Genomic DNA, 20,238 nt, shown 5'->3' with positions numbered 1-20,238 from the left:
GACGTCGAAACCCATCTCCGCGATCGCGGGCAGCCGCCGCGCCGCCGTCCGGAACGTCCCGTGCGGACACTCCTCCGTGCCCTCCGAACGCGGGAAGAACTCGTACCACGAGCCGAACAACGCCCGCTCCCGCTCCACCAGCAGCGGCATCGGGTCGGAGGCGGTGACCAGTTCCCGCAGCGGATACCGCGTGAGAGCCGCCTCCACCTCCGGTGTCAGAGCCGCCGCCAGCCGGACGGCGGCGGTGCGGGACTCGTCCCGCAGCGCGGCAACGGCGGCGAGCACCGGCTCGCGCTCCCGGACGGGCATGCCGTCGGCCGCCCGCTCGTACAGCCGGGCGCCCTCCTCCAGGACGAGGCCGGTGTCGATCCCGGCCGGGATCTTGATCGTGGCGTGGTGGCGCCAGGTGGTGACGGGGTCGGCCCAGGCCTCGACCGTGAAGGTCCAGTGGCCGGGCGTACCCGCGGTGACGGTGGCGCCCCAGCGGTCGGTGCCGGGGGCCAGTTCGCGCATCGGGGTCCATGGGCCGGGACGGCCCCGCGGGTCGCGCAGCACGACATTGGCGGCGACCGCGTCATGGCCCTCGCGGAACACGGTGGCCGAGATCTCGAAGCGCTCCCCGGTCACCGCCTTGGCGGGCCGCCGGCCGTGCTGGACGACCGGGCGGACGTCGAGAACCGGTATGCGTCCGACGGCGGTGACCTCGCCCGCGGAGGGTGGCTCCGGGGCCGGTGGACCGCTGTCGGCCGGGCGCACCGGGGGTGTGCCGGTGCTGCTGGGGGTCGGGGTCACTGGCGAGTGGTGCGTGGCGGGCATCACCGCTCCTGTCCGCGTCAACGTGGGTGGGCGGATTGCTGTGGGGAGGTGGGTTCTGCGTGAGGTGCCTGTGAGGTGTACCGCAGGAGCCTTCCCACCCTATTCGGGTGGGCAATCCGGCACGTTGTTAACTACTCACGCGTATGTCTACACACAAGTCCGGCCCCCTCCGCGCCGGATGGGGACGGTGGCCGGACTGTGCCATCAAGACCGCGGTACCTGGAGAAGTCCGTCCGGTGCACCGAGCCCCCGGCCGGACATCCCGCCGGTCGCCGTTCCGGCCGTCGGCGCCCGGGATGTCCGGGCGGACCGGCCTTCGGCCGAGCGGCCGGACGGAGCGGGCGCGGCGCCCGTGACGTGCGGAGACGCCGTGGGCGTACCGGAGTGGACGGCCCGGCGGTGTCGCCGGTGTGCGCCGCCGCGGTGAGGGGCGACGCCGGGGGCGAACAGGTCCAGCACGGGGCCGTGGCGGGAGAGGGGCGCGCGGGCGTCGCGCGGTCCGGTGGCGCCCGCGGTGCGGGCCTGCCGGACGTCTGCGGGGGAGTGAAGACTGGCCGGAAGTGCCCGGTTGCCGGCCGTGAGCCGGCGCGCCTGTTCCTCGTTCGCCCGTTCGGCGTAGCCGTCGAGGACGGTGCCGTACGGGTGGCCGATGCGCGCCCCGTACTTCTCGGCGACGTCCGCTCCCGCCGCCGACGCAGCGCCCGTTCCCCCTTCGGCGTCACCGGGCAGCCGCCGCTGACGGAGCCGGCCCGGTCCGCCCGGACACCCCTGGCGCGTCGGTGTGTCGCCCGGTCCGCCCCTGGGCAGCCTCTCGTGCGGTGTGGAGCCCCACAAGGTGGCCCACGGGGGCGGAATCGGCCATATCGGCCCGGGTGGGGCGGAGGTGACGCACCGACGGGACGGGCGCCACGGTCCTTCGAGTTGGCCACCCCGAGGCCGGGCAGCCACTACCGTCGACAGGGACAAACAACGCACATCGCGTCCGTCAGCGCAGCGACAAGGTGGAACCGTGAAGGCGATCCGTCGATTCACCGTCCGTCCCGTTCTCCCCGAACCCCTCCGGCCGCTGAGCGACCTGGCGCGCAATCTGCGCTGGTCCTGGCACGCGGAGACGCGTGATTTATTCCAGTCCGCCGACCCCGACCACTGGGCCGCCTCGGGTGGTGATCCGGTGCGGCTGCTGGGCAGCGTGCCGCCCGCCCGGCTCGCCGAGCTGGCCGAGGACCGCCGGTTCCTGCGCCGGCTGACCACGGTCGCCGACGATCTGCACGACTACGTCACCGGCGACCGCTGGTACCAGACCCGGTCGGGGGAACTGCCCGCCGCCATCGCCTACTTCTCGCCCGAGTTCGGCATCACCGCCGCCCTGCCCCAGTACTCGGGCGGCCTCGGCATCCTCGCCGGAGACCACCTCAAGGCGGCCAGCGACCTCGGCGTGCCGCTGATCGGTGTCGGCCTGCTCTACCGGCACGGCTACTTCCGCCAGACCCTCTCCCGGGACGGCTGGCAGCAGGAGCACTACCCCGTCCTCGACCCCAACGAACTGCCGCTCGCCCTGCTGAAGGAGTCCGACGGCACCCCCGCCCACGTGGCCCTCGCGCTGCCCGGCGGCCGGTCGCTGCGGGCCCGGATCTGGCTGGCCCAGGTCGGCCGGGTGCCCCTGCTGCTGCTCGACTCGGACGTCGAGGAGAACGAACACGGCGAGCGCGGCGTCACCGACCGGCTCTACGGCGGCGGCAGCGAGCACCGGCTGCTCCAGGAGATGCTGCTCGGCATAGGAGGAGTGCGGGCGGTGCGGACGTACTGCCGGCTCACCGGCCACCCCGAGCCCGAGGTGTTCCACACCAACGAGGGGCACGCGGGCTTCCTCGGCCTGGAACGGATCGCCGAACTCTGCGCGGACGGACTGGACTTCGACTCGGCGCTGGAGGCGGTGCGGGCGGGCACCGTCTTCACCACCCACACGCCCGTCCCGGCCGGCATCGACCGCTTCGACCGGGAGCTGGTCGCCCGGCACTTCGGCGCCGACGCCGAACTGCCCTCCATCGACGTGCACCGCGTCCTCCGGCTCGGCATGGAGACCTACCCCGGCGGCGAGCCCAGCCTGTTCAACATGGCGGTCATGGGCCTGCGTCTGGCCCAGCGCGCCAACGGGGTGTCGCTGCTGCACGGCAAGGTGAGCCGGGAGATGTTCGCCGGGCTGTGGCCCGGGTTCGACCCCGAGGAGGTGCCGATCACCTCCGTCACCAACGGGGTGCACGCCCCCACCTGGGTGGCCCCCGAGGTGTTCCGGCTCGGCGCCCGGCAGATCGGCGCCCAGCGCACCGAGGACGCCCTGACCATCGGCGCCTCGGACCGCTGGGACGCCGTCGCCGACATCCCCGACCAGGACATCTGGGAGCTGCGCCGGTCCTTGCGCGAGCAGCTGGTGACCGAGGTGCGCGAACGGCTGCGCACCGCCTGGCGGCAGCGCGGGGCCGGCACGGCGGAGCTGGGCTGGATCGACGGGGTGCTCGACCCGGACGTCCTGACCATCGGCTTCGCGCGGCGCGTCCCCTCCTACAAGCGGCTGACACTGATGCTGCGCGACCGGGACCGGCTGACGGAGCTGCTGCTGCACCCGGAGCGGCCGGTGCAGATCGTGGTGGCGGGCAAGGCGCACCCGGCGGACGACGGCGGCAAACGCCTGATCCAGGAGCTGGTCCGGTTCGCCGACGACCCCCGGGTCCGCCACCGGATCGTCTTCCTCCCCGACTACGGCATGGCGATGGCGCAGAAGCTCTACCCGGGCTGTGACATCTGGCTGAACAACCCGCTGCGCCCGCTGGAGGCGTGCGGCACGAGCGGCATGAAGGCGGCGCTCAACGGCTGCCTGAACCTCTCCGTCCTGGACGGCTGGTGGGACGAGTGGTTCCAGCCGGACTTCGGCTGGGCGATCCCCACCGCCGACGGCCACGGCACCGACCCGGACCGGCGGGACGACATCGAGGCCGCCGCCCTGTACGACCTGCTGGAGCAGCGGATCACCCCGCGCTTCTACGAGCGCGGCCAGAACGGGCTGCCCGACCGCTGGATCGAGATGGTCCGGCAGACGCTCAGCCTGCTCGGCCCGAAGGTGCTGGCGGGCCGGATGGTCCGGGAGTACGTGGAGCGGCTCTACGCCCCCGCCGCCCTCTCCCACCGCGCCATGGACCCGGACTGCGCGCGGGAGCTGGCCGAGTGGAAGGCGCGGGTGCGGTCCGCCTGGCACGCGGTGACGGTCGACCACGTCGAGACCTCCGCGACCCGGGCCACCGCCGAACTCGGCACCACCCTCACCCTGCGGGTCCGGGTCGGCCTCGGCGAACTGGGGCCCGACGACGTCGAGGTGCAGGCGGTGTCCGGGCGCGTCGACTCCGAGGACCGGATCACCGACGCCTCCGCCGTCCCCCTCAAGCCGGCCGGCGGCCCCGACATGGAGGGCCGCTGGCTCTACGAGGGCCCGCTCTCCCTGGACCGCACCGGCCCCTTCGGCTACACCGTCCGCATCCTCCCCGCCCACCGCCTGCTGGCCTCCGGCGCGGAACCGGGCCTGCTGACGGTCCCGACGGACGAGGTGCGGGAGGCGGCGGGGGTGCTGATGAGGTAGGGATCAGCTCTCCGGGGCCCGGCCGCACAGGGCCCGCAGCACCTTCCCGCAGCGTCTGGCGTACGCGTGCTGGAGGCCGCGGGTGGCCGGGCCGCCGGCCTTGGCGTACCAGCTGGCGGGGCGGCTGAAGGCGGACACGGTCAGCCAGACCGTGCCGTCGCCGGTGCGGTCGACGATGAAGGACTCCTCGCCGCACTCGGGGTGGCCGGGCAGGGTGCCGTAGGCCCAGCCGGCGCGGCGGGGTTCGTCGATGGTCCAGACGATCCGGCAGGGCGCCCTGACCAGTCCGGCGAGGGTGACGGTGACCGTCACCTCCGGGGCGGCGCGGTCGGCGCTCGCGTCGATGCCGACGCCCATCGCCCGGTGCATCTCCCAGGTGCACACCGCCTCGGCGGCCCGGCGGAAGACCTCATGGCCCTCGCCGAGCCGGGTACGGACGTCCATGCGATGGAATCCGGGCGGGCAGAAGCCCGGTTCGCGGGTGGCGCCGACGTCCGCGTAGGTGAAATCCCCAAGAGACATGCGCCCCAGCGTAGGGCGGCACCCGGCGTCATGTGCCCGCCGGGTGCCGTCTCGTCGATCAAGCCGTGGATCAGTTGACGTTCACGGCCGTCCAGGCCGCCGCCACCGCCTTGTACTCGGTGCTGGTGGCGCCGTAGAGCGCCGACGCCGCGTTGAGGGTCGCCGTGCGGGCGCCCTTGTAGTTGGTGGTCGACGTCATGTACGTGGTGAGCGCCTTGTACCAGATCGCCGCGGCCTTGGCGCGGCCGATGCCGGTGACCGTGGAGCCGTTGTAGGTCGGGGAGTTGTAGCTGACGCCGTTGATCGTCTTGGCGCCGCTGCCCTCGCTGAGCAGGTAGAAGAAGTGGTTCGCCGGGCCGGAGGAGTAGTGGACGTCCAGGCCGGCCAGCGACGACGACCAGTAGTCGGCCGACGCGCCGTCCTTGCTCGGCTTGTCCATGTGGCGCAGCGGGCTGCCGTCGCCGTTGATGTCGATCTTCTCGCCGATGAGGTAGTCACCGGGGTCGGCGGGGTTGTTGGCGTAGAACTCGACCGCCGCGCCGAAGATGTCCGAGGTGGCCTCGTTCAGGCCGCCGGACTCGCCGGAGTAGTTGAGCCCGGCGGTGTTCGAGGTGACGCCGTGGGTCATCTCGTGGGCCGCCACGTCCAGCGAGGTGAGCGGCTTGAGGTTGCCCTCGCCGTCGCCGTACGTCATGCAGAAGCAGCTGTCGGACCAGAAGGCGTTGACGTAGGCGTTGCCGTAGTGGACACGCGAGTAGGCGGCCTTGCCGTCGTTCTTGATGCCGTTGCGGCCGAAGGTGTTCTTGTAGTAGTCCCAGGTGGTCTGGGCGCCGTAGGCGGCGTCGACGGCGGCCGTCTGGTCGGTGGAGGAGCCGGAGGCGGTGCCGGTGCCCCAGGTGTCGTCGGCGTCGGTGAACAGGGTGCCGGCCGAGCCGCTGGTGGAGCGGGCCTTGTTGTACGTCTTGTGGCCGCCGCGCGAGGGGTCGTACAGCTGGTACGCCGAGCCCGACAGGTAGGTGCCGAGGGTGACGGTGCCGTTGTAGAGGCCCTTGCCGGTGCCGGTCTCGATGCCCTGGTACTCGTAGAGCTTCTTGCCGGTGGCCGCGTCGGTGATGACGTGCAGCTCGTTCGGCGTGCCGTCCTCCTGGAAGCCGCCGACGACCGTCTCGTAGGCGAGGACGGGCTTGCCGTTCGCCGCCCAGATCACCTTGCGGGGGGCCTTGGCGGCGTCGGACCGGGTGCCGCCGAGCGCCTTGGCCCGCTTGACGGCCTGCGCCTCGGCGCCGGCCGCGCTGATCTCCGGGGAGAGGTCGGCGACCGCGATGCTCGCCTTGACGGCCTTGGTGACGCCCTCGGTCTTCCCGGCCGGGCTCTCGTGCACGACGAGGTCGCCGCCGAGGACGGGCAGGCCCGCGTAGGTGCGCTCGTAGCGGGTGTGGAGGCTGCCGTCGGCGTCCTTGACGACGTCGCGGACGACCAGCTTCTCCTGTGCGCCGAGGCCTATCTCGTCGGCGGTCCGCTCGGTGGCGGCGTCGGCCTGGCGGATCAGGGCCGTGCGGGTGGCGGGGGAGAGGGCCAGCGGGGCGGCGGCGCGGGCGGCCGGGGCTCCGGAGGAGTCCTGGGCGGTGGCGGCACCGCTGGTGAGGCCGGTGGTGAGGAGGGCTCCGGCGGCGACGGCGGTGGCCAGCGCGAGGGTGGTGCGCCGGTGACGCGCGTAGCGACGGGAGGGCGTGGGGGACACACAAACTCCTTGGTGGGGGTTGCGGGGAAGCTGTGCGGCGGGTGGAGGAAGCCTGACATTGGTGGTGCGTACATGTCAGGACCCTGAAGTGATGTTGGCCGAAAACCAACTCCCAAGAAAACGTTTCGGAAAGGTAAAGCGGGTACGCGAAAGGGGCGCCGCCCTCGGGGGGTTGCCCCGGGACGGCGCCCCGCGCTGCGCGACCCGGTTTTACGGGAAGGTCAGCTTCCAGCTGTTGATGTACCCGGTGTCGGCGGCCGCGTTGTCCTGGACCCGCAGCAGCCAGGTGCCGTTGGCGGCCTCGGCGGAGGCGTTCACCGTGTACGTGGTGTTGAGGTTGTCCGCGCTGCCTCCGGTGCCGTAGCCCTTCAGCGTGTAGGCCGTGCCGCCGGGCGCGACCAGCTGCACCTGGAGGTCACCGATATAGGTGTGCACGATGTCCACCGAGACCTGGAGGTTGCTCGGCGCGTTGCCGGTGCGGCCGGAGACGGTGACCGGCGAGGTGACCGCGGCGCCGCGGTCCGGGATCGCCACGTCGGCGGTGTTCTCGAACGACGTGCCGCCACCGCCGCCGCCGGAGCGCGACCCGACCGCGACACCGGCCCACGCGTCCTGCACCGCCTTGTACTCGGCGCTCGTGGTGCCGTACAGCTCACCCGCGACCGCGAGGGTGCCGGTGCGCGCGCCCGCGTAGTTGGTGGTGGAGGTGAACTTGGTGGTGAGGGCCTTGAACCAGATCTGCTCCGCCTTGGCCCGGCCGATGCCGGTGACCGGCAGGCCGTCCGCGGTCGGCGAGTTGTAGCTGACGCCGTTGATGGTCTTGGCGCCGCTGCCCTCGCTCAGCAGGTAGAAGAAGTGGTTCGCGGGGCCGGACGAGTAGTGGACGTCGACCGAGCCGATACCGGAGTACCAGTTGTCCTTCGACGCGCCGTCCTTGCTCGGCTTGTCCATGTAGCGCAGCGGGGTGCCGTCGCCGTTGATGTTGATCTCTTCGCCGATGAGGTAGTCACCGACGTCGGAGGAGTTGTTCGCGGCGAACTCGACGGCCGCGCCGAGGATGTCGGAGGTCGCCTCGTTCAGACCGCCGGACTCGCCGCTGTAGACCAGCTTGGCGGTCGCCGACGTCAGGCCGTGCGTCATCTCGTGAGCGGCCACGTCGATCGAGGTCAGCGGGTTGGCGTTGCCGGAGCCGTCGCCGTACGTCATGCAGAAGCAGCTGTCCGACCAGAACGCGTTGACGTAGTTGTTGCCGTAGTGGACCCGCGAGTAGGCGCCGACGCCGTCGCCGCGGATGCCGTTGCGGCCGTGCACGTTCTTGTAGTAGTCCCAGGTCAGCGCGGCCCCGTAGTGGGCGTCGGCGCCGGCCGACTCCAGGTTGGACGGGGTGCCGTTGCCCCACACGTCGTCCGGGCCGGAGAACAGCGTTCCGGTGCCCGAGGTGCCGCGGTTGAGGTTGTACGTCTTGTGGCCGCCGCGGGCGCCGTCGGTGAGGTTGTACGTCGACCCCGACTGCGTGGTGGTCAGCGGGACCGTGCCGCTGTACACCGTGTGGCCGGTGCCGGTCTGGACCGCCTCCCACTCGAACAGCTTCTCCCCGGTCGCCGCGTCCGTGACGACGTGCAGCTCCTGCGGCGTCCCGTCGTGCTGGAAGCCGCCGACGACGGTCTCCCAGGCGAGGGTCGGCCTGCCGTCGGCCGCCCAGATCACCTTGCGCGGCGCGCGGTTGACGTCGGGGCTCTTGGCCTCCTCCGCCTTCGCGGCGGCCAGCGCCTGCCGCTCGGCGCGCGCGGCGCCCACCGCCGGCGTGAGGGTGGCCGGCTTGATCGCGGCCCGGGTGGCCCGCGCGACGCCCTCGGTGCTGCCGTCCTTCGCCGTCTTGACGACCAGGTCGCCGCCGAGGACGGGCAGGCCGCCGTAGGTGCGCTCGTAGCGGGTGTGCGTGGTGCCGTCACGGTCCTGGACGACGTCGCGGACGACCAGCCTCTCCTGGGCGCCGAGGCGGAGTTCCCTGGCCGTGTCCGCCTTGCCGGCCTCGGCCTCGCGTATCAGCTCGGCGCGCTGGGCGGGGGTGAGCTTCTTCGGCAGGGCGCCCGGGTCCGCGGCGGCCGACGCCGACGGCGTCCGGTCCGGGGCGGCGGTCGCGGCGCCGGACTGCACGGCGGCGGCGACGAGGGCGGCGGCACCGACCAGCGCTACGGCCGCGGCCCGGCGACGGGGGGTGTGGGAGGTGCGTCTGTGAGAGGAACTGCTGCTCAACACTGACTCCTTCTGCGCGGCCGCGGGTCTCGCGGCCAGGGGAGACCGGGCGGCGGGTGGGCCGTCCGGGCGTGCGTGGAGCTGTGCCGCGTCACAGCAGCGGACTTGTCTGTGGGGTTGCTGTGAGGCGGCCGTGGGAAGAGTGGCAGCACCGCGCCACTCCTGTCAGGAGCGCGTCAGAAACTTGGCCGGAAATCGTTCGTTGTCCGGGAGTTCACGTTCGATATACGAACTGTCCCCCGTCGGAGTGACGGGGGACGGTGGCCGGATCACGCCTCTCCGCGGAGCATGCTTCTTCCGGTGTCGTGCTCCTTCGGCTATGGGCCGTCGGCGCCGGCCTCGCCGGTCCGTCCCGCACGCACACCCGGAGGCCGCCCGTGCCGGGCGACGGCGACGGTGCCTACGCCAGACTGTCCCGCCACGCCCGGTGCAGCTCCGCGAACCGGCCCGCCCCGGCGATCAGGTCGGCCGGAGTGCCGTCCTCCACGATCCGGCCGTGCTCCATCACCAGCACCCGGTCCGCGATCTCCACGGTGGACAGCCGGTGCGCGATCACCACCGCCGTACGGCCCTTCAGCACCGTCGCCATCGCCCGCTGCACCGCCCGCTCCCCGGGGATGTCCAGCGAACTCGTCGCCTCGTCGAGGATCAGCACCCCCGGGTCCGCGAGCAGCGCCCGCGCGAACGCCACGAGCTGCCGCTGACCGGCGGAGATACGGCCGCCACGCTTGCGTACGTCGGTGTCGTAGCCGTCGGGCAGCGCGCTGATGAAGTCGTGCGCGCCGATCGCCTTCGCCGCCCGCTCGATCTCCTCGCGGGTCGCCTCCGGGCGGCCGATGGCGATGTTCTCGGCGACCGTGCCGGAGAACAGGAACGCCTCCTGCGTCACCATCACCACTCCGCGCCGCAGCTCCGCCGTGGCCAGCTCGCGCAGGTCCGCCCCGTCCAGCAGCACCCGGCCCTCGGTCGGGTCGTAGAACCGGGCGAGCAGCTTGGCCAGCGTGGACTTTCCGGCACCGGTGGAGCCGACCACCGCCACGGTCTGCCCGGCCGGGAGGGTCAGGTCGAAGCGGGGCAGCACCTCGCCGCCGGTGCGGTAGGCGAACCGTACGCCGTCGAAGACCACCTCGCGGCCGGGGAACTCCTCGGCCTGGAGCGGCGGCAGAGGGGTGGGCGAGGCGGGCTCGGGGACCGAGGGCGTCTGGGCCAGCAGCCCGGCGATCTTCTCCAGCGAGGCCGCCGCCGACTGGTAGGAGTTGAGGAACATGCCGAACCGGTCGATCGGGTCGTACATCCGCCGCAGATACAGCACCGCCGCCGCCAGCACCCCCAGCGCCAGGGTGCCGTCCGCCACCCGCCAGGCGCCCCACAACACGATCAGCGCGACCGCGGTGTTGCCCACGATCCGCGAACCGACCACATAGCGGGCCATCTCCAGCAGCGCGTCCCCGTTGGTGCGCTCGTGCCGCCGGTTCAGCACCCGGAACTCGGCGTCGTTGGCGGCCTCCCGGCGGAAGGCGCGCACCGGCCGGATCCCGTTCATCGTCTCCACGAACTTCACGATCACCGCGGCGATCGCGCTGGACCGCTGGAGATACACCCGCTGCACCCGGCGGCGGTACATCCGCACCAGCCACCACAGCGGCACGAACGACGCCACAGCCAGCGCGCCGAGCCCCAGATCCAGCCAGAGCAGCAGCACCGCCGTGTACACACAGGACAGGATCACCATCACCAGCTCCTGGAGGCCGTCCTCCAGCAGCTCGCGCAGGGACTCCACATCGCTGGTGGAGCGGGAGATCAGCCGGCCCGAGGTGTAGCGCTCGTGGAAGTCGATGCTCAGGGCCTGGGCGTGCCGGAAGATCCGGCCGCGCAGATCCAGCAGCACGTCCTGGCTGACCCGCGCGGAGCCCCGCACGAACCCGTACTGCAACGCCCCCGCCGCCAGCGCGCACAGCAGATAGCCGGCGCCCACCGCGATCAGCGGCCCGTGGTCGTCCGCGCGCAACGCGGGCACGGCGCGGTCGATGGCGTACGCCACCAGCAGCGGGCCGGCCTGCACCGCTGCCTGCTGGAGCAGCAGCAGCAGTGTGGTCAGCGCGACCCGCGCCTTCATCGGGGCGAGCAGCGAGCGCAGCAGGGCGGCGGTCGCGCCGGGCGGCGTGGGCAGCACATCCCGGTCGAAGGGGTCGCCGGCGGGGGAGGGGCGCTCGTCCGGCGCGTCCTCGGCCGGTGCGGTCGTGGTGGCCGTCATCGGCCGTCCTCCTCTTCGCCCGACATCAGATGGGCGTACTCGGCGTGGGAGCGCAGCAGTTCGTGATGGGTGCCCACGGCGGTGATCCGGCCGCCGGAGAGCAGGGCGACCCGGTCGGCGAGCAGCACCGTGGACGGGCGGTGCGCCACGATCAGCGCCGTGGTGTCCGCGAGCACCCGGCGCAGCGCGGCCTCCACCGCCGCCTCCGTGTGCACGTCCAGCGCCGACAGCGGGTCGTCCAGGATCAGGAAGTCCGGCCGTCCCACGACCGCCCGGGCCAGCGCCAGCCGCTGCCGCTGGCCGCCGGACAGGCTCAGGCCCTGCTCGCCGACCTGGGTGCCGACACCCTGCGGCAGGGCGTGCACGAAGTCCGCCTGCGCGACCGCCAGCGCGCGCTCCACCTCCGCCGGGGACGCGTCGCCGTCCGCGCCCATCCGGACGTTCTCGCCGACGGTGGCCGAGAACAGGGTGGGCTCCTCGAAGGCGACGGCCACCCGGGTGCGCAGCTCCTCGCGGGACATCGCCCGGATGTCCACCCCGTCCAGGGTGATCCGCCCCTCCGTCACCTCGTACAACCGGGGCACCAGCGTGGTCAGCGTCGTCTTGCCGCTGCCGGTCGCGCCGACGAGCGCCATCGACTCACCGGGCCGGATGTGCAGATCGACCCGGTCGAGCACCGGCGCCGAACCGGGCGGTGCGTCGGGGAAGCGGAAGGTGACGCCGTGGAACCGCAGCCCCCGGTCGCCGTCGCCGTCGCCTTCGCCGGCCGCCGGTCCGGTGGTGCCGGTCGGCTCCGGCTCGGCGTCCATGACCTCGAAGTAGCGCTCCGTGGCCGTCGCCGCCTCCTGGCTGAGGGCGAGCAGGAAGCCGATCGAGTCCACCGGCCAGCGCAGCGCGAGCGCGATGGACAGGAAGGCGACCAGGGTGCCCGCCGACAGGTCCCCGTCGGCGACCCGCACCGCGCCCAGCACCAGCGCCGCCCCGATCGCCACCTCGGGCAGCGCCATCATCGCGGCCCAGATCGTCGCGAGCAGCCGGGCCTTGTACAGCTCCGTCCCGCGCAGCGTCCGCGTCAGCTCCCGGAAGGCGCGCGCCTGGCTGCGGTGGCGGCCGAACCCCTTGACGATCCGGATGCCGAGCACGCTCTCCTCGACGACCGTGGTCAGATCGCCGACCTGGTCCTGGGCCCGCCGGGCGGCGAGCGCGTACCGCTTCTCGAAGACGACACAGACGACCAGCACCGGCACGGCCGGGCCCAGGACCACCAGCCCCAGCGTCCAGTCCTGCACCAGCATGATGATGACGCCGACGAGGATCGTCACCCCGTTGACCAGCAGGAAGGTCAGCGGGAAGGCGAGGAACATGCGCAGCAGCATCAGATCGCCGGTGCCCCGGGACAGCAGCTGTCCCGAGGCCCAGCGGTCGTGGAACGCCACCGGCAGCCGCTGCAGATGCCGGTACAGATCCGCCCGCATCCCCGCCTCGACGCCCGCCAGCGGCCGGGCCACCAGCCACCGCCGCAGCCCGAACAACAGCGCCTCGGCGAGCCCGAGCAGCAGCACGTACAGGGCGCCCAGCCACACCCCGGCCGGGTCGCGCTCGGCGACCGGCCCGTCCACCAGCCACTTCAGCACCAGCGGGATGACCAGGCCGACGCAGGAGGCGACGACCGCGACGACCGCGGCGATGGACAACCGCGCCCGCACGGGCCGCACGTACGGCCACAGGCGGAGCAGACTGCGCACGGCGGACCGGCGGGCGGACGCACCGCCGGAGGCACCGGCGGGCGGGTCGGCGGGGGGATCGGCGGGCTGGTCGGGACAGTCTTCTGCGGTGGGGGTACGTGTCGTCGCCATCACGTCGAGATTACGGACAGCCACCGACGACGCCCACCGAGTTTCCCGACGGCGGGAAGCGCGGCCGGGAGCACGGCCGGGCGCGGTGGGGAGCGCGGTCAGGCGCCCAGGTAGGGCAGCAGCCCCTTCGCGACCGCCTCCCACGCCCCCTTCAACTCGGCCAGCAGCTCCGGCCGGCCGGCGGCCAGGTCGGCCTGCTCGCGGGCGTCCTCCGCCAGATCGAAGAGGTGGTCGCGGCCCGCGGCGTCCCGGTAGTACTTGAAGTCGCCGCGGCGCAGCGCCCGGTTGCCCCGTACCCGCCAGAACAGGTCGCGTTCGGGGAGGTCCTCGCCGCGCAGCAGGTATCCGGCCAGGCTGTGGCCGTCGAGCGGGTAGGCCGGGTCGCCCGGGGAGTTCACGGACCGGCAACACGTTCGCGAACCCGCAACACGCCCGTCAGCCGGCCACCTTCAGCAACAGCACCGACCGCTCCGGCACCGTGATCGTCGTCCCCGCGCGGTGCGCGGCCGACGGTTCCGCGGCCTGGTCCTCCGCCGAGGTGTCGACGACCACCTCGTACCGCTCCGCCCACGGCGGCCCCGGCAGCACGAAGTCCACCGGCCGCTCCCCGGCGTGCAGCACCGCGAGGAAGCTGTCGTCGCGGATCGGCGCGCCCCGCTCGTCACGGCCCGGGATGTCCCGGCCGGAGAGGTACATGCCCAGCGTGGCGGCCGGCGCGTACCAGTCCCGCTCGGCCATCTCGGTGCCCCGTGCGGTGAACCACGCCAGGTCCCGCAGCCCGTCCGCCGAATGCGCCCGCCCCGAGAAGAAGGCCCGGCGGCGCAGCACCGGATGCCGGTGGCGCAGCGCGATCAGCCGCGAGGTCAGGTCGAACAGCGCCTTCCAGCCGGGCTCCTCCAGCAGCCCCCAGTCCAGCCAGCTGATCTCGTTGTCCTGGCAGTACGCGTTGTTGTTGCCGGCCTGGGTGCGGCCCAGCTCGTCGCCCGCGACCAGCATCGGCACGCCCGTCGACAGCAGCAGCGTGGTCAGCAGGTTGCGCAGCTGGCGGCGGCGCAGGGCCCGTACCCCCTCGTCGCCGGTCTCGCCCTCGGCGCCGTAGTTGCAGGACCGGTTGTCGTTCGAGCCGTCCCGGTTGCCCTCGCCGTTGGCCTCGTTGTGCTTGCGCTCGTACGACACGAGGTCCCGCAGGGTGAAGCCGTCGTGCGCGGTGATGAAGTTGACGGACGCGTAGGGCCTGCGCCCGCCCCAGGCGTACAGGTCGCTGGAGCCCGACAGCCGGTACCCCATCTCCCGGACGTCCGGCAGCGCGTGCCGCCAGAAATCCCGTACGGCGTCGCGGTACCGGTCGTTCCACTCCGTCCACAGCGGCGGGAACGCGCCCACCTGGTAGCCCCCGGACCCCACGTCCCACGGCTCGGCTATCAGCTTCACCCGCCGCAGCACCGGGTCCTGGGCGATCACCGCGAGGAACGGGGAGAGCATGTCGACGTCGTGCATGGAGCGGGCCAGCGCCGCCGCCAGGTCGAAGCGGAAGCCGTCGACACCCATCTCGGTCACCCAGTAGCGCAGCGAGTCGGTGATCAGGCGCAGGACGTGCGGCTGGACGACGTGCAGGGTGTTGCCGCAGCCGGTGTAGTCGGCGTACCTGCGCGCGTCCGCCTGGAGGCGGTAGTAGCCCCGGTTGTCGATGCCCTTCAGGGACAGCGTCGGGCCGAGTTCGCCCGCCTCCGCGGTGTGGTTGTAGACCACGTCGAGGATGACCTCGATCCCGGCCGCGTGCAGGGCGCGCACCATCCGCTTGAACTCGCCGACCTGCTGGCCGCGGCTGCCGGAGGCGGCGTAGGCGGCGTGCGGGGCGAAGTAGCCGATGGAGTTGTAGCCCCAGTAGTTCTTCAGGCCGCGCCTCAGCAGGTGGTCCTCGTGGGCGAACTGGTGGACGGGCAGCAGTTCGACGGCGGTGACGCCGAGCCTGGTCAGGTGGTCGAGGGCGGCGGGGTGGGCGAGGCCCGCGTAGGTGCCCCGCAGCTCCTCGGGAATCCCCGGATGCAGCCGGGTGAAGCCCTTGACGTGCAGCTCGTAGATCACCGAGTCCGCCCACGGGGTCTTCGGACGGCGGTCGTCGGCCCAGTCGTCGTCATCGTGGACGACCACGCCCTTGGGCACGAACGGCGCCGAGTCCCGGTCGTCGCGCACGGTGTCCGCGACCTGCTGCTGCGGCCAGTCCCGGACGTGCCCGTACACCTCCGGCGGCAGCGCGAACTCGCCGTCCACCGCGCGCGCGTACGGGTCGAGCAGCAGCTTCGCCGGGTTCCAGCGCCCGCCGGTCCACGGGTCCCAGCGGCCGTGCACCCGGTATCCGTACCGCCGGCCCGGCAGCACCCCCGGCACGAACCCGTGCCAGATCTCGTGGGTCAGCTCCGTCAGCCGCACCCGCCGCTCACCGCCCGCGTCGTCGAACAGGCACAGCTCGACCGCCTCCGCCCCGCCCGCCCACAGCGCGAAGTTGGTGCCGGCCACGCCGTCCGGGCCGACCCGGAACCGCGCGCCCAGCGGCATCGGCGCCCCCGGCCACGCGGGCGTCGCCGGCGCCGCGCGCGCGGCGCCGTTCACGACGGGGGCCGGGCGCCCTTCCCCGGCACACGTCTCCTGCTCGGCAGCGCTGGACACCAGTACGCCTCCCACGGCTCATGGGACGACCTGCCCGGCAAGGCCTGTGGTGTCCGGCCCGGCTCCCCGTCGCGTCGCCCTCCCCCCTGTTCTGCCCAGAGCTTGGCTCGCACTCACGTTTCCCCAGGGCGGGCGCCGTCGTTGGACAACTTTGTGAGGCACGTACAAGGGCGCGCGCGGCGCGCGAGGGCCGCACTGGCCGCCGTACTGACATGGGCAGGACTCCTGGCCGGAGCCGCCGGCTGCACCGGGGACGGCACCGGCGGGACCGGTTACGGCGGGCCCGGCAGGCCGCCGGCCCCCGAGGACGTCATCCGCGTCTCCCCGGACGACGGGAGCAAGGGCGTCGAACCGGACACCGACCTCTCCGTCCGGGTGCCGGACGGGCGGCTGGAGTCCGTGAAGGTGATCAAATCCCAGGACGCCCAGGAGATGCCCGTGCCGGGCCGGATCTCCCCGGACGGGCGCAGCTGGGAGCCGTTCGGCGAGCGGCTCGCGCTGGCCGCGAAATACACGGTCGACGCGGTCGCCGTCGACGGCCACGGCCGCCGCTCGGCCCGGCACACGACCTTCACCACCCACGTCCCCGAGGAGCGCTTCATCGGGTACGTCTCCCCGGAGAACCGCGCCACGGTCGGCACCGGAATGATCGTTTCAATGGAGTTCAACCGGGAGATCGAGCACCGCGCGGCCGTCGAACGCGCCATCCACGTCACCGCGAAGCCCGCCGTCGAGATCCGCCCCCACTGGTTCGGCGGCGACCGGCTCGACTTCCGGCCCGAGACGTACTGGAAGCCCGGCACCGAGGTCACCGTCGACCTGCGGCTGCGGGACGTCGAGGGCGCGCCCGGCGTCTACGGCCTGCAGTACAAGACGTTCACGTTCACCGTCGGCCGCAGCCAGGTCTCCCTCGTCGACGCCGCCGAGCACACCATGGAGGTCCGGCGCGACGGCGAGCTGCTGGGCACCGTGCCGATCACCGCGGGCGCCCCCAAGACCACCACGTACAACGGCAAGATGGTGGTCACCGAGATGCTGGAGATCACCCGGATGAACGGCGCCACGGTCGGCTTCAAGAAGAAGAACGGCAAGGGCGAGTACGACATCCCGGACGTCCCGCACGCCATGCGGCTCACCGATTCCGGCACCTTCCTGCACGGCAACTACTGGGCGCCCGCGAGCGTCTTCGGCCGGGCCAACGTCAGCCACGGCTGTGTCGGCCTGCGCGATGTGAAGGGCGGCGGCGCCGACACCCCGGCGGGCTGGTTCTTCGACCGCAGCCTCATCGGCGACGTCGTCGAGGTCGTCAACAGTAACGACAAAACGGTCGCTCCCGACAACGGGCTCGGCGGGTGGAACATGAGCTGGAAGCGGTGGAAAGCGGGCAGTGCGCTGAAGTGACCGGAAAGGGGGGAACGGTTGGGACCGAACGGTGACATTTCCGGGGCGCTCGGCGCGCTGACCATGTGGTTAATATGCGCCGAGCGCGCGGGACGCGCTGGGGAGCGGGCCCGACGGGGCCCGGTGAGGGTCCGGTCCCGGACCCGTTGAGGGGAGACAAGTTGAACGTGCGGCCGATATCGGGGGCGTCGGTGGACGCGCGCGGGGGGAGGAGCGGGCGCGGCAGGGGGCCGCTCTCGCTGATACTCGGGGCGCTGCTGCTGACGGTCACCGCGTGCGGCGGAGGCTCGGACTCCGGGCCGGGCTCGGGGGACGGCGAGAACAAGCCGAAGGGCTCGGCCGGTGCCGTGAGCGGGCAGTCGGAGGCGGTCGTCTCCATCGCCCCGAAGGACGGCGCGAAGTCCGTCGACACCAGCGGCGCCCTGAAGGTCACGGCCGCCCGGGGCAAGCTCACCGAGGTCGTCGTCAAGGACGCCGAGGGAGCGAAGGTCGACGGCGCGATATCCAAGGACGGCGCCGCCTGGACGCCGTCCACCCACCTGGCCGCCGCGACCACGTACAGCGTGCACGCGGTCGCGAAGGACTCCGCGGGGCGCACCGCCGCCGAGGACTCCCGCTTCACCACCCTGACGCCGGAGAACACGTTCATCGGGCAGTTCACCCCCGAGGACGGCTCCACGGTCGGCGTCGGAATGCCGTTCTCGCTCCGCTTCACCCGGGGCATCACCAACCCCGAGGACGTGGAGAAGGCCATCGAGATCAAGACCGAGCCGGCCGTCGAGGTCGCCGGTCACTGGTTCGGCAACGACCGGCTCGACTTCCGGCCCGAGAAGTACTGGAAGGCCGGCACCAAGGTCACCGTCCGCCTCAACCTCGACGGCGTCGAGGGCCGCCCCGGCGTCTACGGCGAGCAGGACAAGACGGTCTCCTTCACCATCGGCCGTGAGCAGGTCTCCGTCGTCGACGCGAAGAAGCTCACGATGAAGGTCACGCGGGACGGCGAGGTCGTCAAGACCATCCCGGTCACCACCGGCGCCCCCGGCTACGAGACCTGGAACGGCCAGATGGTCATCACCGAGAAGCTGGCGGTCACCCGGATGAACGGCGAGACGGTCGGCTACGGCGGCGAGTACGACATCAAGGACGTCCCGCACGCCATGCGGCTGAGCACCTCCGGCACCTTCATCCACGGCAACTACTGGGGCGGCGACGCCTTCGGCAACTACAACGCCAGCCACGGCTGCATCGGCCTGCGCGACGTGCGCGGCGGCTGGGACAAGGGCGCGCCCGCCGCCTGGTTCTTCGACAACTCGCTGATCGGCGACGTGGTCGTCGTGAAGAACTCCGAGGACCGGATCATCGACCCGGACAACGGCCTCAACGGCTGGAACATGTCCTGGGAGAAGTGGACGGCGTGACGCGCTGAGCGCGCGGGCCCGGTGTGAGCTACCGCACCGGGCCCGCTGCCGTTAGTGGACGTTAACCTGCCTGCATGACCGTAAACCTCGAAGTCGCGGACGGCGTCGGCACGCTGCGCCTGGACCGCCCGCCGATGAACGCGCTGGACGTGGCCACCCAGGACCGTCTCAAGGAACTGGCCGAGGAGGCCACGCGCCGCGAGGACGTGCGCGCCGTGGTGATCTACGGCGGCGAGAAGGTGTTCGCGGCCGGCGCGGACATCAAGGAGATGCAGGAGATGGACCACACCGCGATGGTCCTGCGCGCCCGCGCCCTCCAGGACTCCTTCACGGCGGTGGCCCGCATCCCCAAGCCGGTGGTCGCCGCCGTGACCGGGTACGCGCTGGGCGGCGGCTGCGAGCTGGCGCTGTGCGCGGACTACCGGATCGCCGGGGAGAACGCCAAGCTCGGCCAGCCGGAGATCCTGCTCGGCCTGATCCCGGGCGCGGGCGGCACCCAGCGGCTGGCCCGGCTGATCGGTCCCTCCAAGGCGAAGGACCTGATCTTCACGGGCCGCCAGGTGAAGGCCGACGAGGCGCTGGCGCTCGGTCTGGTGGACCGGGTGGTGCCGGCGGCGGAGGTCTACGAGGCGGCGCACGCGTGGGCGGCGAAGCTGGCCCAGGGCCCGGCGATCGCGCTGCGCGCGGCGAAGGAGTCGGTCGACACCGGCCTGGAGACCGACATCGACACCGGCCTGGCCGTGGAGCGGAACTGGTTCGCGGGCCTGTTCGCCACGGAGGACCGGGCGATCGGTATGCGCAGCTTCGTGGAGGAGGGGCCGGGCAAGGCGAAGTTCCGCTGACCGGCCGCTGAACGGGCGCGCGGGTGCCCGTACTTGGCGCGGTGTCCGGCGCGGTTCCCCCGAAGGGGCGGTTCGCGCACGCCTGACGGCGACCGCGGGACCGTCGCGCCGGGGGAGCCCGCCCGCCCCCTTGATCGATTTGTCCTCGCAGCTCAGCGGGGCCGCGTTCGATTCCGTGCTGCCTGTGGCACATGCCATTCGGATCTCGTGGGTGGCGGGCTCGCGCCGGGCGTATTCCCCGGGAACGGCCCCGGCGGGTACGCCGGGCGGCCATGATGGGGGCATGGCGGGGCTGGAGGGCATCGAACAGCCGTGGGGACGCGGCCGTACGACCGCGGCGCGCTGGTCGCCCGCGGTCGAGGACGAACAGGGGCTGAAGGCACTCGAGACGTACGGCAACCCCACGGAGAAAGAGGTGTCGCTGCCGTCCCGCCCCGAGTCCGCGGCGGTGGCCCGCCGGCTGGCCCAGATGGTGGTCCTGCGCCAGTGGGGACTGACCCCCCGGATGACCGAGGACGCCGTCTTGCTCGTCTCCGAACTCGTCGGCAACGCCGTGCGCCACACCGGCGCCCTGGTCTTCCATCTCCGCATGCGCCGCCTGCGCGGCCGGATCCGCATCGAGGTCCGCGACCCGTCCCGCGGCCTGCCCTGCCTGATGCCCGTCCAGGAACTCGACGTCAGCGGCCGGGGCCTGTTCCTCGTCGACAAGCTCGCCGACCGCTGGGGCGTCGACCTCCTGCCGCGCGGCAAGACGACGTGGTTCGAGATGCGGGTCGCGGACCGCTGAACCGTCCCTCCCGGCCGCACCGCTGATTGGGCTAATCGTCCGGTTCCGCC

Annotated in this window: 13 protein-coding genes and 1 pseudogene; 5 read left to right on the top strand and 9 right to left on the bottom strand. The window is 72.6% G+C overall.

The window, feature by feature from the left end; all coding sequences use genetic code 11:
* Positions 1-816, bottom strand: an 816-nt coding sequence (locus tag VE614_RS06615; protein WP_324933538.1) for a maltotransferase domain-containing protein, incomplete at its 3' end; no start/stop codon positions are given.
* A 204-nt stretch (positions 817-1,020) separates the two neighbouring features.
* Complete coding sequence (locus tag VE614_RS33685) at positions 1,021-1,764, bottom strand: S8 family serine peptidase (protein WP_414719533.1); 744 nt, start codon at positions 1,762-1,764, stop codon at positions 1,021-1,023.
* Between the two features lie 61 nt (positions 1,765-1,825).
* Between VE614_RS33685 and VE614_RS06610 the strand changes: the two genes are divergently transcribed.
* On the top strand, positions 1,826-4,444 hold the full coding sequence (locus tag VE614_RS06610) for a glycosyltransferase family 1 protein (RefSeq protein ID WP_324933535.1): 2,619 nt from the start codon (positions 1,826-1,828) through the stop codon (positions 4,442-4,444).
* Positions 4,445-4,447: 3 nt separating this feature from the next.
* Here the strand turns inward: VE614_RS06610 and VE614_RS06605 are convergent, their stop codons facing one another.
* The 7 genes and pseudogenes from VE614_RS06605 to glgX all read right to left on the bottom strand — a co-directional run bounded on the left by VE614_RS06605 (position 4,448) and on the right by glgX (position 15,740).
* On the bottom strand, positions 4,448-4,966 hold the full coding sequence (locus VE614_RS06605) for a DUF1990 domain-containing protein (protein WP_324933533.1): 519 nt from the start codon (positions 4,964-4,966) through the stop codon (positions 4,448-4,450).
* 70 nt (positions 4,967-5,036) lie between these two features.
* Complete coding sequence (locus VE614_RS06600) at positions 5,037-6,707, bottom strand: M4 family metallopeptidase (RefSeq protein WP_324933530.1); 1,671 nt, start codon at positions 6,705-6,707, stop codon at positions 5,037-5,039.
* A gap of 210 nt (positions 6,708-6,917) precedes the next feature.
* Positions 6,918-8,963 carry a M4 family metallopeptidase gene (locus tag VE614_RS06595; RefSeq protein WP_324933527.1) on the bottom strand — a complete coding sequence of 682 codons (2,046 nt, stop codon included), beginning with the start codon at positions 8,961-8,963 and terminating at the stop codon, positions 6,918-6,920.
* A gap of 400 nt (positions 8,964-9,363) precedes the next feature.
* Complete coding sequence (locus VE614_RS06590; protein ID WP_324933524.1) at positions 9,364-11,217, bottom strand: ABC transporter ATP-binding protein; 1,854 nt, start codon at positions 11,215-11,217, stop codon at positions 9,364-9,366.
* A complete protein-coding gene (locus VE614_RS06585) occupies positions 11,214-13,073 on the bottom strand; it encodes an ABC transporter ATP-binding protein (RefSeq protein WP_414719532.1) in 1,860 nt (619 codons plus the stop codon). Before VE614_RS06585 ends, VE614_RS06590 begins: the two co-directional genes overlap by 4 nt.
* A 98-nt stretch (positions 13,074-13,171) precedes the next feature.
* Positions 13,172-13,456, bottom strand: a pseudogene (locus VE614_RS06580) (twin-arginine translocation pathway signal protein); the annotation flags it as partial.
* 52 nt (positions 13,457-13,508) lie between these two features.
* Entirely contained in the window at positions 13,509-15,740 is a 2,232-nt protein-coding gene (gene glgX, locus VE614_RS06575; RefSeq protein WP_324933521.1) for a glycogen debranching protein GlgX, read from the bottom strand.
* A 153-nt stretch (positions 15,741-15,893) separates the two neighbouring features.
* Here glgX and VE614_RS06570 point away from each other — a divergent pair, with 153 nt between their 5' ends.
* The 4 genes from VE614_RS06570 to VE614_RS06555 all read left to right on the top strand — a co-directional run bounded on the left by VE614_RS06570 (position 15,894) and on the right by VE614_RS06555 (position 20,188).
* Positions 15,894-17,141, top strand: a complete 1,248-nt coding sequence (locus VE614_RS06570) for a L,D-transpeptidase (protein ID WP_324933518.1) — start codon at positions 15,894-15,896, stop codon at positions 17,139-17,141.
* A 161-nt stretch (positions 17,142-17,302) separates the two neighbouring features.
* Positions 17,303-18,559 carry a L,D-transpeptidase gene (locus VE614_RS06565; RefSeq protein WP_324933516.1) on the top strand — a complete coding sequence of 419 codons (1,257 nt, stop codon included), beginning with the start codon at positions 17,303-17,305 and terminating at the stop codon, positions 18,557-18,559.
* Positions 18,560-18,633: 74 nt separating this feature from the next.
* Positions 18,634-19,401 carry an enoyl-CoA hydratase/isomerase family protein gene (locus VE614_RS06560; RefSeq protein ID WP_324933513.1) on the top strand — a complete coding sequence of 256 codons (768 nt, stop codon included), beginning with the start codon at positions 18,634-18,636 and terminating at the stop codon, positions 19,399-19,401.
* Between the two features lie 283 nt (positions 19,402-19,684).
* Complete coding sequence (locus VE614_RS06555) at positions 19,685-20,188, top strand: ATP-binding protein (protein ID WP_324933510.1); 504 nt, start codon at positions 19,685-19,687, stop codon at positions 20,186-20,188.
* The last annotated feature ends 50 nt before the right edge of the window (positions 20,189-20,238 follow it).

This window comes from Streptomyces sp. (assembly GCF_035645055.1).
Classification (GTDB): Bacteria; Actinomycetota; Actinomycetes; order Streptomycetales; family Streptomycetaceae; genus Streptomyces.
This window is presented reverse-complemented; position numbering and strand designations above follow the sequence as displayed.